This is a genomic window from Flavobacterium sp. N3904, from assembly GCF_025947305.1.
In the GTDB taxonomy this organism is placed as follows: domain Bacteria; phylum Bacteroidota; class Bacteroidia; order Flavobacteriales; family Flavobacteriaceae; genus Flavobacterium.
On sequence record NZ_CP110009.1, the window covers coordinates 2,427,178 to 2,443,695 of the forward strand.

Annotated in this window: 13 protein-coding genes; 6 read left to right on the top strand and 7 right to left on the bottom strand. The window is 34.7% G+C overall.

Translation table 11 applies throughout. The annotated features are described in order from the left end of the window. Positions 1-82 precede the first annotated feature (82 nt). Positions 83-1,759 (top strand): flavin monoamine oxidase family protein, encoded by a 1,677-nt coding sequence (locus tag OLM57_RS10245; protein ID WP_264563599.1) that lies wholly within the window; start codon positions 83-85, stop codon positions 1,757-1,759. A gap of 54 nt (positions 1,760-1,813) precedes the next feature. Then, complete coding sequence (locus OLM57_RS10250; RefSeq protein ID WP_264563600.1) at positions 1,814-2,650, top strand: TorF family putative porin; 837 nt, start codon at positions 1,814-1,816, stop codon at positions 2,648-2,650. A gap of 192 nt (positions 2,651-2,842) precedes the next feature. On the opposite strand, the gene typA is transcribed toward OLM57_RS10250, so the two are convergent. Next, complete coding sequence (gene typA / locus OLM57_RS10255; protein WP_264563601.1) at positions 2,843-4,639, bottom strand: translational GTPase TypA; 1,797 nt, start codon at positions 4,637-4,639, stop codon at positions 2,843-2,845. A 173-nt stretch (positions 4,640-4,812) separates the two neighbouring features. Between typA and OLM57_RS10260 the strand changes: the two genes are divergently transcribed. The 3 genes from OLM57_RS10260 (at position 4,813) to OLM57_RS10270 (ending at position 7,789) form a co-directional block, all read left to right on the top strand. Beyond that, complete coding sequence (locus OLM57_RS10260; RefSeq protein WP_264563602.1) at positions 4,813-6,522, top strand: PAS domain-containing protein; 1,710 nt, start codon at positions 4,813-4,815, stop codon at positions 6,520-6,522. A 6-nt stretch (positions 6,523-6,528) separates the two neighbouring features. Beyond that, positions 6,529-6,933 (top strand): response regulator, encoded by a 405-nt coding sequence (locus OLM57_RS10265; protein WP_264563603.1) that lies wholly within the window; start codon positions 6,529-6,531, stop codon positions 6,931-6,933. Positions 6,934-7,021: 88 nt separating this feature from the next. Next, complete coding sequence (locus OLM57_RS10270; RefSeq protein WP_264563604.1) at positions 7,022-7,789, top strand: tyrosine-protein phosphatase; 768 nt, start codon at positions 7,022-7,024, stop codon at positions 7,787-7,789. Between the two features lie 66 nt (positions 7,790-7,855). Here OLM57_RS10270 and OLM57_RS10275 read toward each other — a convergent pair whose 3' ends face one another. From OLM57_RS10275 to OLM57_RS10300, 6 genes are all read right to left on the bottom strand, one after another. Beyond that, positions 7,856-8,998 carry a DegT/DnrJ/EryC1/StrS family aminotransferase gene (locus OLM57_RS10275; RefSeq protein ID WP_264563605.1) on the bottom strand — a complete coding sequence of 381 codons (1,143 nt, stop codon included), beginning with the start codon at positions 8,996-8,998 and terminating at the stop codon, positions 7,856-7,858. A gap of 281 nt (positions 8,999-9,279) precedes the next feature. Next, positions 9,280-10,182, bottom strand: a complete 903-nt coding sequence (locus OLM57_RS10280; RefSeq protein WP_264563606.1) for an N-acetylmuramoyl-L-alanine amidase — start codon at positions 10,180-10,182, stop codon at positions 9,280-9,282. A 44-nt stretch (positions 10,183-10,226) separates the two neighbouring features. Then, the gene (locus tag OLM57_RS10285) at positions 10,227-10,703 is read right to left on the bottom strand and encodes a hypothetical protein (RefSeq protein WP_264563607.1); all 477 of its coding nucleotides are present in this window, start codon (positions 10,701-10,703) and stop codon (positions 10,227-10,229) included. Positions 10,704-10,733: 30 nt separating this feature from the next. Further along, complete coding sequence (gene rimO / locus OLM57_RS10290) at positions 10,734-12,047, bottom strand: 30S ribosomal protein S12 methylthiotransferase RimO (protein ID WP_264563608.1); 1,314 nt, start codon at positions 12,045-12,047, stop codon at positions 10,734-10,736. A 320-nt stretch (positions 12,048-12,367) separates the two neighbouring features. Further along, positions 12,368-13,870, bottom strand: a complete 1,503-nt coding sequence (locus tag OLM57_RS10295; RefSeq protein WP_264563609.1) for an OmpP1/FadL family transporter — start codon at positions 13,868-13,870, stop codon at positions 12,368-12,370. A gap of 42 nt (positions 13,871-13,912) precedes the next feature. Beyond that, entirely contained in the window at positions 13,913-14,869 is a 957-nt protein-coding gene (locus OLM57_RS10300; RefSeq protein WP_264563610.1) for a hypothetical protein, read from the bottom strand. A 110-nt stretch (positions 14,870-14,979) separates the two neighbouring features. On the opposite strand from OLM57_RS10300, the gene proS reads away from it, so the two are divergent. After that, positions 14,980-16,458, top strand: a complete 1,479-nt coding sequence (gene proS / locus OLM57_RS10305; protein ID WP_264563611.1) for a proline--tRNA ligase — start codon at positions 14,980-14,982, stop codon at positions 16,456-16,458. Positions 16,459-16,518 lie beyond the last annotated feature (60 nt).

Sequence of the window (16,518 nt, forward strand, 5' to 3'; positions counted from 1 at the left end):
AAAACACTAAAAACACTTTGCGTATCTCTATGTTTACTTCGCGAATCTTTGTGTAATGAATTAATAACCAAACCAAAAACATATGAGAAATCCAAAATCAACCGTACTTAAGAATATTCTTTTGAATTTGAAACTTGCACAATTTTCAAATGAGAATCCAGAAATTGAAGTCGATACAATTATTGCTTTCAAAAATAGTGATGCAGTGACTAGAAGAAAGTTTGTGACGGATGTTGCAAAATTTAGCTTGCTTACCGGAATTATCGGAACCTCTGTTATAAGTTGCAAAAAAGAAGAAGAAAAAACTAAGCAAGCAATATCAGATGAAGGTGTTGGTTCTTCAGTTAATAAAAAAGTGGTGATTGTTGGTGCAGGAATGGCTGGTTTGAATGCAGCTTATCAATTGAGAAAAGCAGGAATTAGAGCCACTATTTATGAAGGAAGTTTTAGATTGGGCGGAAGGATTTTGACGCATTATGGTGATGCGCTACAAATGGGGATTCATCCTGAATTTGGAGGTGATTTTATAGATTCTACCCATGAGGATATGCTCAATTTGGCAAAGGAATTTGATTTGGAGTTAATCGATATGTATGCCGAATCGAAAGCAGCTCATTTGATACATGAAACGTACTTTTTTGATGGAAGACACATTCCAGAAGAAGAAATAATAAATGAGTTTAAAAAGATAGCACCAACAATTCAAAAAGATGCGGCAAGTTTGGGAGAAGATTATGATACTCCTGCAGCTTTGGTTTTTGATAAAATGACTTTGAAGGATTATATAAAATCTTTGAAATGCAATCAATGGCTGAAAGATATTTTTACCGCAGCATATTTGGCAGAGTTTGGTCTGGATACTTCGGAACAATCGGCTATTAATTTCTTGGATATGATTGACACCAATACTTCTGAAGGTTTTAAAATTTTTGGAGATAGCGACGAAAAGTACAGAATTAAAGAGGGAAATTCGAAATTAATAGAACATTTAGCTGGAAAAGTGGCAGATTCAATTGTGGTAAAATCCATATTAACAGCCATTTCAAACAAGGGTGGAAAATATACATTATCATTCAAGGATAAAGAAGATGTTCAGGCCGATTACGTTATTATTGCCATTCCGTTTACGATGTTGCGTGACGTAAAAATTGATTTAAGTGACATGACTCCTGAGAAAATGAATTCAATTCAGGAATTGGGTTACGGGCAAAACAATAAATTATTTTTGGGATATCAGGACAGACCTTGGCGGGAAGGGAAAAACAATTATTATGGATATTTATTTCACAAAGACATTCACGACGGTTGGGATTCCAGCAGTATAAAAAGTGTAGCAAGTAATAAAGGAGCGTATTGTTGTTTCTTTGGCGGAGATGAATCTATTGCTTTGTCAAAAGTGGCATTGCATAATCCTCATGCACCGGCTTCCCATATCTGGAAAACCGATCTGCCTCAAAAAGAGATTGATAAATATTTAGGTCAATTGGATGAAGTTTTTCCAGGCTCTAAAAAGCAATATGCAAACAAACATGTCTTTGCTTGTTGGTCCTCTTATCCATTCGTAAAAGCCAGTTATACCTGTCCGAAACCCGGTCAATGGAATGCTGCTATGTTGTATACTGCAGAGCCTGTAGGGGATGTGTATTTTGCTGGAGAGCACTGTAGTGTCGATTATCAGGGATTCATGAATGGTGCTGCAGAAACAGGTCGATTGGCAGCTGAGCAAATTACATCAAAAATTAAAAAAGCACAGATTTAAACAATAACATAAAGAATATTATTAACAGAAACCTAACCAAAAACCAAAACCAAGATGAAGAAAGTAGTAGTAGTTTTAGCATTGATGCTAACGAGTAGTTTGACATTTGCACAAGATGCACCAACTGATGAAAATGGATTGCCAAAAGAAGAAAAAGAAAGCAAATTTGCCGCAGCTGTTGATGTTGTAGCTCCTTATCTATGGAGAGGAATTAAATACAGTAGTAATAAAGTCGCATTTCAACCTTATGCCTCGTATGCTTTTACAGATAAATTAACTGTAGGAGTATGGGGTACAACCAATTTCTCTAGCGCAGCAGATGCTTATAATGAGTTTGACTGGTATGTATCTTATCAGGTTACCCCACTTATGAAAGTAATGTTGAGTGATTATTATTGGCCTGCTACGAAAAAAGCGTATGAAGAGGATAATTCGAACTCAAGAGATCCATATTTTGATTACTCAGAAGGGTCTGCTCAAACATTGGATTTGTCCATCCTTTTTGATTTCTCGGATAAAGGAGTGCCGTTGGATTTTCAATGGAATACGATAGTAGGTGGAAATGATTATGATGCTGATGGAAATAGAGCATTCTCTTCTTATGCGGAAGCTGGATATACTTATTCTTGGGAAAAACCAGGTCTTGATTTCAGACCATTTGTCGGGGCTGTGGTAATTAATGGTGGATATTATGGCGAGGACGAAGAAGGAAATATAGGAGCCTTCTTCTCAAATGTAGGTTTGAATGTTGCCAAAGAGATTAAATTCTCTGAGAAATTCAGTGTGCCTGTTTTTATTAGATACACTTATAATGAGTATGGTTATGAAAATGAGGATGGCGAGTGGAGTCATAATTTTATTTCTGGAGGTGTAACGTTTACCATCAAATAAAAAGTACAAAAGTTTTTTTAAACCTTAAACTCACTCTGGTTATTAGTGATGAGTTTAAGGTTTTTTTATTTTTCTTTCTGTTGAAATAATTAATCGCTGTTAATGTCAACTTTTTCAGGAAGGTTCAAATAAAAAATCCCAAATTCCAGTACTTAGGAATTTGGGATTTTAAATATTTAGAATTTAAACTTTTTAGATTTTAAATCTTTTTCTATCTGTTTCTGTCAAATAAATTTTTCTCAAACGAATAGATTTTGGAGTTACCTCTACGTATTCATCTTTTTGAATGTATTCTAAAGCTTCTTCAAGAGAGAAAATGATTGGAGGAATAATCCTTGCTTTTTCATCATTACCAGAAGAACGAACATTAGATTGTTTTTTCTCTTTAGTTACGTTTACACACATATCATCACCACGAGAGTTTTCTCCAATTACCTGACCTTCGTAAATTTCGGCATTTGGTTCAACAAAAAACTTACCACGATCTTGCAATTTATCGATAGAATAAGGAATAGCTTTTCCTTTTTCCATAGAAATCAATGAACCTTTGTTACGTCCAGCAATTTCTCCTTTGTAAGGTTCGTATCCTATAAAACGGTGTGCCATAATAGCCTCACCAGCAGTAGCAGTAAGCAATTGATTACGCAATCCAATAATTCCACGTGATGGAATATTAAATTTTACAATCATACGTTCACCTTTAGTTTCCATACTCAGCATTTCACCTTTACGCATAGTAACGAACTCAACCGCTCTACCTGAAAGAGATTCTGGTAAGTCGATTGTTAATTCCTCAATAGGCTCACATTTTTTACCATCAATTTCTTTGATGATAACTTGTGGTTGACCGATTTGCAATTCGTACCCTTCTCTTCTCATCGTTTCGATAAGAACAGACAAGTGAAGTACACCACGACCAAAAACCATAAATTTATCAGCAGAATCAGTTTCACCCAATTTCATGGCTAAGTTTTTTTCCAATTCTTTTGTCAAACGCTCTCTAATATGACGAGAAGTTACAAATTTACCCTCTTTACCAAAGAAAGGAGAGTCATTAATTGTAAACAACATACTCATCGTAGGTTCGTCGATATCAATTGTTTTTAATGCTTCTGGATTTTCAAAATCGGCGATTGTATCTCCAATTTCAAATCCTTCAACACCAATAATTGCACAAATATCTCCAGCAATTACTTGTTGTACTTTTTTACGACCAAGTCCTTCAAAAGTGTGTAATTCCTTGATACGTGATTTAGTGATAGTACCATCTCTTTTTACTAATGAGATTGGCATACCTTCATTAAGAACTCCTCTTTCAAGACGACCGATAGCGATACGACCTGTAAATGCTGAGAAATCCAAAGAAGTAATCAACATTTGTGGAGTTCCTTCAGAAACTTTAGGTGCTGGCACATGAGTAATAACCATATCCAACAATGCTTCAACATTATCAGTTACGTTTTCCCAGTGGTCAGACATCCAGTTGTTTTTTGCTGAACCGTAAACGGTAGGGAAATCCAACTGCCATTCTTGAGCACCTAATTCAAACATTAAGTCAAAAACTTTTTCATGAACTTCTTCAGGAGTACAGTTTTCTTTATCGACTTTATTGATTACAACACATGGTTTTAATCCTAAGTCAATCGCTTTTTGTAATACAAATCGCGTTTGTGGCATTGGTCCTTCAAAAGCATCTACAAGAAGACAAACTCCATCAGCCATATTCAATACACGCTCTACCTCACCACCAAAATCGGCGTGACCAGGAGTGTCAATAATATTGATTTTTGTTCCTTTGTAAACTACTGAAACATTTTTTGAAGTAATAGTAATACCTCTTTCACGCTCTAAGTCGTTGTTATCAAGGATTAAGTCACCTGTGTTCTCGTTGTCACGAAATAATTGACAGTGATACATAATTTTATCAACCAAAGTTGTTTTACCGTGATCGACGTGGGCAATAATTGCAATGTTTCTAATAGCTTCCATCTGTGATTTTTAATGGGTGCAAAGGTACACTTTATTTTCATATAAAAAACCTTTATACAATAGTTTGCCATTATGTTAACGTATAAGTAGTTAAAGTACCTTTTAATTTAACCTGCTGAATATATTTTTTATTGAAGTTTTACTTTTTAACAATAATTATTTATATTTGATTAATGAAAAACAAAACCAATCAAATAACCTTAATATATATTGTTGCTTCATTATTTGTTGCTATTCTTAGTTTCAAGTTATTAAGAAAATTTACCTCCTATTTTGATTGTTATTTTTTCAGTTTCATCAAAGACATCATTTTCATAGTTGCTACCGGTTTTCTTTTTAGATATATCTTATCTAAAAACCGTAAAGACAACACAGAAATCTTCAAAGACCTCAAGGAGACAAACGAACGGCTAAAAGAATCTAACGAAAAGTATGACATTGTTGCAAAAGCGACCAGCGATACAATATGGGATTGGCGAATACAAGAGGATCGCCTCACATGGAACAAAGGAATTAAAGGGATTTACGGTTATAATTTAGATCAGGTTGGGGCCAATTCAAAATGGTGGTTTGATAATATTCATCCCGAAGACAGTATAAAAATGTCTATAAAACTGTATTCTTTTTTAGAACAAAAAACAGAAAAATGGCAAGATCAATACCGATTTAAATGTGCTGATAACACCTATAAATATGTGTTGGATAGAGGTTTTATTCTGAAAGACGAAAACGATAAAGCAATTCGGATGATTGGTGCCATCCAAGATATTACCAAACAAAAAGAAGAAGAAAACCGCTTGAAATTACTTGAAACGGTTTTTACAGAAGCAAAAGATTCTATTATTATTACCGAAGCGGAATCCCACGACAATCAAATTCCAAAAATCGTTTTTGCCAATCCTGCTTATACCAGAATGTCGGGATACAATCACAACGAAATCATCGGCAAATCCTTTAATTTTTTCTTTGGACCAAATTCAAATAATGCACAAATAGAAAAATTAAGCAATGCCATTACTAACAAAGAAGAATGTTTTGTTGAAATTATTTGCTACAAAAAAGACCAGTCCGAATATTGGGTACGACTTTCTTTTATCCCTGTTTATAATATTGAACAGGAACTTTCTCATTGGATTTCAATTCAAAGGGATATTACCGAAGAAAAAAAATTAGAAAAAGAAAAAGAAATTCTAATAAGAGAGTTAATCATAAATAATAAAGATTTAAAACAGTTCTCTTATATTACCTCTCACAATTTGAGAGCGCCCTTGTCTAATCTTACAGGCTTATTGAACTTAATTGATGATATTATTATTGAAGATCCAGAGTTGAAAGAAATCTTGTCAGGCTTCAAAGTATCAACGCATCTGCTTAATGAAACCATAAACGACCTTGCCAAAGTTATCACTATAAAAGATGGTCCTTCGTCACAAATTGAAATACTTTCAATAAAAGAACTTTTTGAAAATATATTAAATCAAATAAACTACCAGCTCGAAACTATAAAACCAACTTTGAATATAAATTTTGGAGAAGTTGTTACAATAAATACCAATAAAGCCTATTTTGAGAGCATTTTGTTGAATTTATTGACCAATGCCCTAAAATACAGATCGAAGGATAGACTTCTAATAATAGATATAACGATTATAGGGGTAGATAACACTGTGATAATAGAATTTAAAGACAATGGAATTGGAATAGATTTAGAGCGAAATAAAGATAAAATCTTTGGACTTTATCAAAGATTTCATAATTATCCAGATAGTAAAGGGTTAGGTCTGTATTTAGTAAAATCTCAAATAGAAGCGATGGGAGGGACCATAAGCATTGAAAGTGAGGTTAATAAAGGAACTGCTTATACATTAACATTTAAAACCTAATAAAGAATGTTAGATCTCATTATGTGCATAGACGACGATCCTATAACTCTAATGTTAATCAAAAAAGTGGTTCATAAAGCTTCCTTTTCTAAAGAAATAATAAATGCTCAAAACGGTGAAGAAGCACTCTCTATACTTGATGAACTTAACAACGTTAAAAATAATCAAGCAATTGCCAAACCTCAATTAATTTTTTTAGATCTAAATATGCCTGTTATGGGAGGATGGGAGTTTTTGGACTTTTTTAGCAAGTCAAATTATTTTGATTTAAAAAATATAAAAGTTATTGTATTGACCTCTACTATAGATCCAGATGACATAAAAAAATCAAAAGCGTATCCAAATGTTATCGATTTTCAATCGAAGCCAATTACTGTAGAAATGCTAAATCATATTAAAACTAAGCTTTAAAAACCTGAAATTTCTTTTTGTTTTAAAAGTCAGAAACAAAAATTTTACTAAAAACATTCATTATAAAGTTGGTTTAATTTGACTTACTTTGTCTTTCATTATTAAATTAATTGTATTGTTTTTCTTTGCTTCAAATAAAGCCATTTTAAAGGATTTGATTCCAGACAATCACGTTGATATCCATTCACATCTCATGCCAGGAATTGATGATGGGGCCAGAACTTTTGAGCAAAGTCTTGACTTGGTCCGATCTCTTCAGGAACTTCGTGTTTCCCAGTTTATTACTACTCCCCATATTATGGGTCATGTGTGGAAAAACACAAAGGAAGGTATTCTGGAACTTAAAAATCAAACGGTAAAAGAATTGGAAAAGCACTCCGTTGTTGTGCCTTTTCAGGCTGCTGCTGAATATATGGTAGACGATCAGTTTGTGAAACTTTTTCAGGCGGGTGAATTATTGGCTTTAAAAGGTAAACATGTATTGATCGAGATGTCTTATGTAAATGCGCCAATGCAATTGTATGCCATTCTTTTTGATTTGCAGATTGCTGGGTATATTCCTGTTTTGGCGCACCCGGAGCGATACACATTTTATCATAATAATTTTGATGAATACCTAAAACTTAAAAGGGTTGGTTGTCTTTTTCAGTTAAACTTGTTGGCAGTTGTTGGTTATTATGGAGAATCTATTGCTAAAATTGCTGAGCAATTACTCCAAAAAGGAATGTATGATTTTGTAGGATCTGACGTGCATCATAGTAAGCACATTGCTGCGTTTGAACAGAGAGTAAAATGGAAAGAGGTAACTGCACTTGAGGAAGTTATAAAAAACAATCAGTTTTTTAGAATTGAATAGAATTTTGTTTTTGATTAATTTATAAAGAAAAAAAGACTTATTAAAACTGAAATATTTAAAATATTTTCAACTCAGTAATTTTAATAAAACAGTACCTATTCGATCCCGATCCGAATCAGTTAAATTTGACCCTGATGGCAAGCTCAAACCATTTTCAAAAAGGGTTTCGGCAATTTTGTTTCCATAAAATGGATACTTTTCAAACAAAGGCTGTAAGTGCATAGGCTTCCATAGAGGCCTACTTTCTATATTAGAGTCCAATAATGTCAATCGAATGGTTTCCCGGTCAATTCCGTTTTTGGTTTCAGATGGGTTGATCAAAATAGAGGTCAGCCAGTAATTTGCAAAATAGTCATGGCTTGTTGTTGAGAAAACAGTTATTCCTGGGATGTTATCAAAAAGGGTTACGTAAAAATCATGCATAGCTCTTCTTAAAACAATATGCTCGTCAAGTACTTTCATTTGGCCTCGACCAATACCTGCACAAATATTGCTTATTTGGTAATTGTATCCTGTTTCACTGTGTTGATAATGAGGAGCCTCGTCTTTCGACTGTGATGCCAAAAACTCAACTTTTTTCTTTAATTTTTGATTAAAAGTTACAATCGCTCCGCCGGCGGAAGTGGTTATAATTTTGTTTCCATTGAATGAAAAAACGCTAATATCACCAAAAGTCCCACATTTTTGGCCTTTGTAGCTACTGCCTAATGCTTCGGCACTGTCTTCTAGAATTGGGATATTGTATTTATTGGCAATGGCTCGAATTTCATCGATTTTATAAGGAACACCGTATAAATGTACCGTAATGATTGCTTTCGGACTTTGTCCTTTGTAAATACAATCAACGATGGCCGCTTCTAAAGCTATAGGGCAAAGATTCCAGGTTTCGAGTTCACTGTCGATAAAAACAGGCGTTGCACCTTGATACAAAATAGGATTGGCAGATGCCGAAAAAGTCATGGATTGACAAATAACGACATCACCAGCTTTTACATCCAAAAGGATTAGTCCTAAATGAATGGCTGCCGTAGCTGAGTTGAGGGCTGTTACAAAAACATCTTTTGATAAATATTTTTCCAAATCATGTTCAAATCCAGTAATATTTGCTCCCACTGGAGCAATCCAATTTGTATCAAATGCTTCGTGTATATAGTTAAGTTCGGTACCTCCCATGTGGGGGGAGGATAACCATATTTTAGGATAATTCATTTTGAGAAATATTGAAAAAAAACTTTATGTTTAGATATAGCCTGCTATTTGGTTCTGAATTCTGTTTATAATTTTGCGCAACAATTTACTTTATGTATAACGAGCAGCATTTTCATAATAATTGTCTAAAGTAATTACTTTTGCTTGAGTGACAATTCTCTGCGCTGAAGTTTCTGCACATAATTTTGAATTTTTAGAAAAAATAAAATTTTAAATAAAGGATTTAAAGTAAAAACGCCTTTTGAATCGACCAAAAAGCGCTTTTTATAAAGTGTAATATTTTATTTTGTGTAAATCGAGTAAATAGTGCTAATCGTTTTTTCGTCTAAGATATCATTAACTTCAGTCTGTATATAATGAAGTTTAAAAGCGATAATGGCTGCTGAAAGATTTTTTGTGTTGTAGCCTATTACTTGTAAGCCTTGTTCTGCATTAAAATCATCTGGAGGACAAGGGAGTATTTCATCTGGCCAGATTCCAAATCCATTCAGTGCAAGAAGTTTCCATGGAAACAATGCGCTCGGATCTTTCTTTCTGGTAGGTGCAATGTCTGCATGCCCAATGATGTTTTGTGTTGGAATGTTATAATCTTTTTTTAATTTGGTCAATAAAGCCAGCAAACTATTAATTTGGATGTCTGAGAATGCTTCTGTACCGTTGTTGTCTAGCTCAATTCCAATTGAACCTGAGTTCATATCGGTATCTTTGCCCCAAGAGCCATTTCCTGCATGCCAAGCTCTCAAATAATCATTCAGCATGTGTATTACTTTTCCATCTCTTGAAATCACATAATGGGCGCTAACTTTGCTTTCTTTTAATGTAAATGTTTTTAACGTTTGTTGAACCGAATCCTGAGCCGTATGATGGATAATGATAAAATTGGGTTTTCTTAAATTAAAGTTTACCGTTCCCACCCATTCTGATACTATGCCGTTATTCAAAATCTTAGAATCAGTTTTAGAAAGTGTGTCTTTATAATTTAGCAGTTGGTTTTTGTATCTATAAGCGACACTGTCAATTACAATTACTGTTTCGTTTTGCAAAGGCACTGCTTCTTTTACAGAAAGGGTTTCTTTCAAAGAATTTATTTGAGTATCATAAACCTTCTCACTTTTTTTATGGGGATTGGTGGCGCAAGAGGATACAATAAGAATTATAATAAGGTAATAAAAGTGCTTTTTCATATTGATCATCGGATTTTTATTCATCCAAAGGAAAGTTGAAATCGTTAGTGTTTTCTAGCTTCTATTTGGCTTTTTCTTTCTTCACTCAAGATTTTATATTTTGCCTTTTGTTCTTTATTTAGAATTTCCATTACTTCCAAATCTGTCATTTCGCTAAGAACTTTAAATTCATTGGTTTTATCCTCGTCGCTAATTTCTTTTTTTATCAAGGCCTCTTGTTTTTTTAGCGATTTAATATACACATTTGTGATAACAATCTCTTGTAGGGCATCCAGATTGAGTTCTTTTTTATAGTATTCTACGATTTTTGCTGCTGTTTTTTCTACTGGAACTTCTTTTGGAGTATTTTGAGTAGGTGTTTGACTCATCTGACTCATCTGGCTTTGACTTCTATTGCTACCATAACCATTATTATTTCCATAGCCACTATTACCTCCATATCCATTACCATATTGGGCCATAATAGTGTTGGCAGATAAAAAGGCAATTGCACAAAACAAAACGATTCTTAATGTTTTCATATAGGTTTATTTACAGTGTTTTATAAAGATCTAGACCGGCTCTCCGTACAAATCAAATTCAGTAGCTTCAATAATTTTTATCATTACAAATTCACCTGTTTTTACATAATGTTTTGTAGCGTCTATCAAAACTTCATTGTCTACATCTGGACTGTCAAATTCGGTTCTGCCCACAAAATGGCCACCTTCTTTTCTGTCAATAATACATCTAAATGTTTGGCCTACTTTCTCTTGGTTCAAATCCCAGGAAATCTGTGATTGCAATTCCATTATTTCGTTGGCGCGGTCTTGTTTTACATCGTCTGGAACATCATCTTCCAGTAAATAAGCATGTGTGTTTTCTTCATGCGAATAAGCAAAACAACCCATTCGGTCAAATTTCATTTCTTGAACAAATTCTTTCAAAATATTAAAATCTTCCTGAGTTTCTCCTGGATATCCCACAATCAAAGTGGTACGAATAGCCATTCCGGGAACGGCAGCTCTAAAGTCTTTTAATAATTGTGTTGTTTTTTCTTGAGTAGTCCCACGACGCATAGATTTTAAAATTGAATCCGATATATGCTGCAACGGAATATCAATATAATTACAAATCTTAGGTTCGCGTTTCATGATTTCAAGCACATCCATCGGGAAACCAGTTGGGAAGGCGTAGTGCAAACGAATCCACTCAATGCCTTCAACTTTTACCAACGCTTCCAATAATTCGCCCAAAGCGCGTTTTTTATATAAATCAAGCCCGTAATAGGTTAAATCCTGAGCGATTAAAATCAATTCTTTTACACCGTTTTTGGCCAATCCTTCGGCTTCTTTTACCAGCTTTTCAATGGTTTGCGAAACGTTTTTTCCTCTCATTAACGGAATCGCACAAAAACTACAAGGTCTATCACAACCTTCCGAAATTTTTAGATAAGCATAATTTTTAGGAGTTGTCGTCAAACGTTCTCCCAGTAATTCATGTTTGTAATCGGCTCCCAAAGCTTTCAATAAAGCAGGTAATTCGGTAGTTCCAAAATACTGATCTACATTTGGAATCTCTTTTTCTAAATCCGGACGGTATCTTTCAGACAAGCAACCCGTAACAAAAACTTTATCGACAAGTCCTCTTTCTTTTTTGTCAGCATATTCCAAAATCATATTAACCGATTCGGCTTTAGCATTATCAATAAACCCGCAAGTATTAATCACAATAATATTTCCTTCATCTTCGGCTTTGGCTTCATGGGTTACTTCTTTTCCGCTTGCACGGAGTTGGCCCATTAGCACTTCACTGTCATATACATTTTTGGAACACCCCAAAGTGATCACATTTATTTTGTTCTTTTTTAAAGACTTCGTTCTCATAGTATTATATCCCGATAATTTAGGAATTTTGCAAAATTACAATTTTTTACCCAAACCTTGCCTGTTTCCTTTTCAAAAAGCCCCGTTTTGTTTGTTTAAAATGATTTGGAGCACCACTTTTGGTCAATTCAATAACTGTTGTCCCGCTGTCTGCTATATCCATCTCGTAGAAAAAACGAGATGGGATGCCGCGACCATCGGGGCTGATTATTGATATTTGGTTTTCATTACAAATCTTGTTCTTATACCTTTTATATTAAAAAACAAAAACCACTTCCGAAAGATTTCAAAAGTGGTTCTTTAATAGGTAACAGTATAGTTTACATTTCAAACAACAGGGTCATCGAAACATTATTTTTGTATGTATTAATGTGTGCACTCTCTGTAAATCCTTGCGAGAAAAATTGTTGTTGTGAGGTGCTGTGCGCGTAAACATAAGCAAAATCAAGTTTTATAGAACCAAAATTATAACCCAAGCCACCTGATAAACTATTCAAATCTCCTATTGTAGATGAGTTATTATAAGGGCTACCTTCATAGCGATACCCTCCTCGCAAACTGAAATTTTGAATTTTATATTCAGCACCCACTTTTATTTCGTTTGTTGCACCCAATGAATTGTACATATCATTATTTAAACCTCTATAATACGGATCATTTTCTGGACCAAATTGAGTGCAGCTATAATCTTTGTATTTGTAATCCAGACTTAGCAAGCCCGTTTTTCCGAAAACATAAGCAATACTTCCTGTAAAACTTCCTGGAGTACGTAAATCATAAGGGGCATAATAATTAATAACCAAAGGATCTACTACGTCTGGGGGTAGTGTATCTATAGAATTACTACTAATACTGGCTAATCTTTGGGATAATTCGTCCTGAAGATTAAACCATGTTGGGGATTGATACCCAACTCCCAAACGAATTGCATTGGTGACTTTTACAATTGTTCCTACCTGAAATGAGAATCCAACTCCATACGTATGCAGGTCATTGCTGAAATTTAAACTCTTAACTTTGTAATTCAAATCCAACGGGTTGTTATTTGACTCATAAAAGTTGGTAGATTGTACATAATCAGTAAAATGCGAATTCAAATTGATTCCAAAATAGATTTTGTCTTTGTACTGTAATGCGGTATTGAAGATTAATTTACCATTATAACCACTGGCATAAGCACTACTTTCTTGGTAATATTTTCCTCCAGGGCGCACATTTGAAGTGTACAAAGCATTATTTGGAGAATCTATTAATGGATTTATTACATACCCTTGGTAGCCCAAAAAGGCTTGTTGTGCTCCATTGTCTAAATCGGCATAACGAGAATTTTCTAATAAACTTAAAGGAACACCATTAGCATAATTCAAAAAATACTCAGCAACAGATTTTGTTGGACTGGTCCCCGCAGAGAATAAGGAGTTGTCAAAATTATTGATGTTTTCATAATTGACTGCCATACTCAGTTTCTTCCAATCGCTATTTGGGTTTTGGTTCTTGAAAACAAATACACCTCCAGCCTGATTGATATCGAATGAATTATCGCTGGCAGAAGTTATAGTCCCAAAGTAATTGGAATTGTTTTTGGTATTGTAATTGCCCATAGTAAAGGCAAATTGATTGTTTACAAAAACCGCAGAACCTGCCGGGTTTACATTCATGGAAGATAAATCTCCCCCAAGAGCTCCAAAAGCACCACTCATGGCGGTAAAACGAGCTGTTCCATTCAATTGATTTTGCGCATAACGCATGGCGTCAGTAATTTCTTGAGAGTGAACTACACTAAATGATAGTCCGACTACGAGTAACAATAGTTTTGTTTTCATTTGGTTGCGTTTATGGTTTATTAATTCTAGCACAAAATAATACTATCTTCTACCGCCGCCGCCTGACATTCGAGCTCCACCGCCACCGCCACCAGACATTCTTGAACTTCCTCCAGACATACTGCTGCCGCTACTTCTGTACGAGTTGCTTGGAGTATAACTGTTAGACGGAGTATAGCTTTGTCTTGTTGTGGTTGTATTTGTTCTTGTTTGATTGTAGTTACTTCTAGTTTGTCCCTGTGAATAATTTCTGGAAGAGGTGTTACTATTTCTATTGGTAAAAGTAGGAGATGTTCTGTTGTAATTAGTGTAGCTGTTTCTGCCAGTGTTAGAAATGCTGTTTCTACTGTAGTTTCCGTTTCTGCTAGCGTAATTTCTGTTATAAGGTGTAGCAGTATTATATCCCCCTCCATAAGCAGAACCTCTTCGGCTAGAGTTGTAAGAGTAAGCTGCTCCATAATGATAACCTGGGTAATAGCCTCCGCGGTAACCTGGGTAGCCCCATCCATATCCTGGATAGCCCCAACCGTAGCCTGGATAACCCCATCCATATCCATAATATGGGTAGCCCCATCCATAACCGTATCCATAACCATAATAAGGATAACCAAACCCAAATCCAATGGACCAATAACTATCAGGATATACTGTTACTGTAGTTTCTTGCGGTGAACTTCCCCAAGCTGCATAGCCAACAGATGGCGCTCGTATGCTATCATTTTCAGTATCGTAATTGCTGCCATAACTGTTTACATCCGTAAAAATGTCTCCAGATTGATCTGTGTTTTGTAATGAATTAAAATATTCTTTATATTGAATAGAAGCTGGAGTAGGCTGTGCTTCCTTTATAACAATTTTCTCCCCATTTGTGCCATAAATACCGTCATTCTCATAATAGGAGCTGTTTTGGTAAGAACCACAAGAGGTTACAAACACACTCAATAATCCAATTAGGAAATAAAGGGAGGTTTTTTGGGTAATATTAATATTAGTTTTCATATCTGTAGATTATTTTATTGTTGGACAATACAAATTTAGTTAGTTTTGCGTAATTATTTAGTTAATAAGTTAAATTATATATTTACAAATTTTATGCCAAACTATTCAATATGAGCAAGAATCTTACAACAAGAGCAGAAGATTATTCAAAATGGTATAATGAGTTGGTTGTTAAGGCCGATTTAGCCGAAAATTCAGGAGTTAGAGGATGTATGGTAATAAAGCCGTATGGTTATGCTATATGGGAAAAAATGCAGGCTGAATTAGACAGGATGTTTAAAGAAACAGGGCACCAAAATGCTTATTTTCCTTTGTTCGTTCCAAAGAGTATGTTTGAAGCAGAAGAAAAAAATGCCGAAGGATTTGCCAAAGAGTGTGCTATTGTAACTCATTATAGATTGAAAAATGATCCTGATAAACCAGGGAAACTTATGGTTGATCCTAATGCAAAATTAGAAGAAGAACTAATTGTTCGTCCTACAAGTGAAGCAATAATTTGGTCTACCTATAAAGGTTGGGTACAATCATACAGGGATTTGCCTTTATTGATTAATCAATGGGCTAATGTTGTACGTTGGGAAATGAGAACTCGTTTGTTTTTAAGAACTGCAGAGTTTTTATGGCAGGAAGGGCATACTGCTCATGCTACAAAAGGTGAAGCTATAGAGGAATCGGAGAAAATGATGAACGTCTATGCTGATTTTGCCGAAAATTTCATGGCAATTCCCGTTATTAAAGGATTAAAAACAGAAACCGAACGTTTTGCAGGAGCTGAAGAAACCTATTGTATTGAAGCATTAATGCAAGATGGAAAAGCTTTGCAAGCAGGGACTTCTCATTTTTTGGGTCAAAATTTTGCAAAAGCATTTGATGTGAAATTTGCCAATGCCGAAGGGAAACAAGAGCATGTTTGGGGAACCTCTTGGGGAGTTTCAACACGATTAATGGGTGCGTTAGTAATGACGCATTCTGACGATCAAGGATTGGTATTGCCTCCAAATTTGGCGCCCATACAAGTGGTTATTGTTCCTATATATAAAACTGATGAGCAATTGGAGGCAATTTCCAATGAAGTTGATGTTTTGATGAAAGCTTTCAAAAAATTGAACATATCGGTAAAATTTGATAATAGAACGACACAAAAACCAGGTTTTAAATTTGCCGAATGGGAATTGAAAGGTGTGCCGGTTCGAATTGCTGTAGGACCAAAAGATTTAGAAAACGGTACTTTTGAAGTAGCAAGAAGAGATACATTGACCAAAGAAGTAGTTTCTAAAGATGGAATTACAACTTATATCAGCAATTTGTTAGAAGAAATCCAAAAAGATTTGTTCGAAAAAGCATTAAATTATAGAAATACTCATATTACCGAGGTAAATAGTTTTGATGAGTTTAAAGCGGTTCTGGATGGTGAAGGTGGCTTTGTTTCAGCACATTGGGATGGTACGGCGGTTACAGAAGAGAAGATTAAGGAATTGACAAAAGCGACCATTAGATGCATTCCTTTAGGTAGGGAAGAACAGGCGGGAAGCTGTGTGTTTACTGGAAATTCTTCTGTTGGAAGAGTGTTGTTTGCAAAGGCATATTAAAAAAAAAAATATTTTTTTTGTCTCTACTATTGCGCTTCTCAAAAATAGTTGTATTTTTGC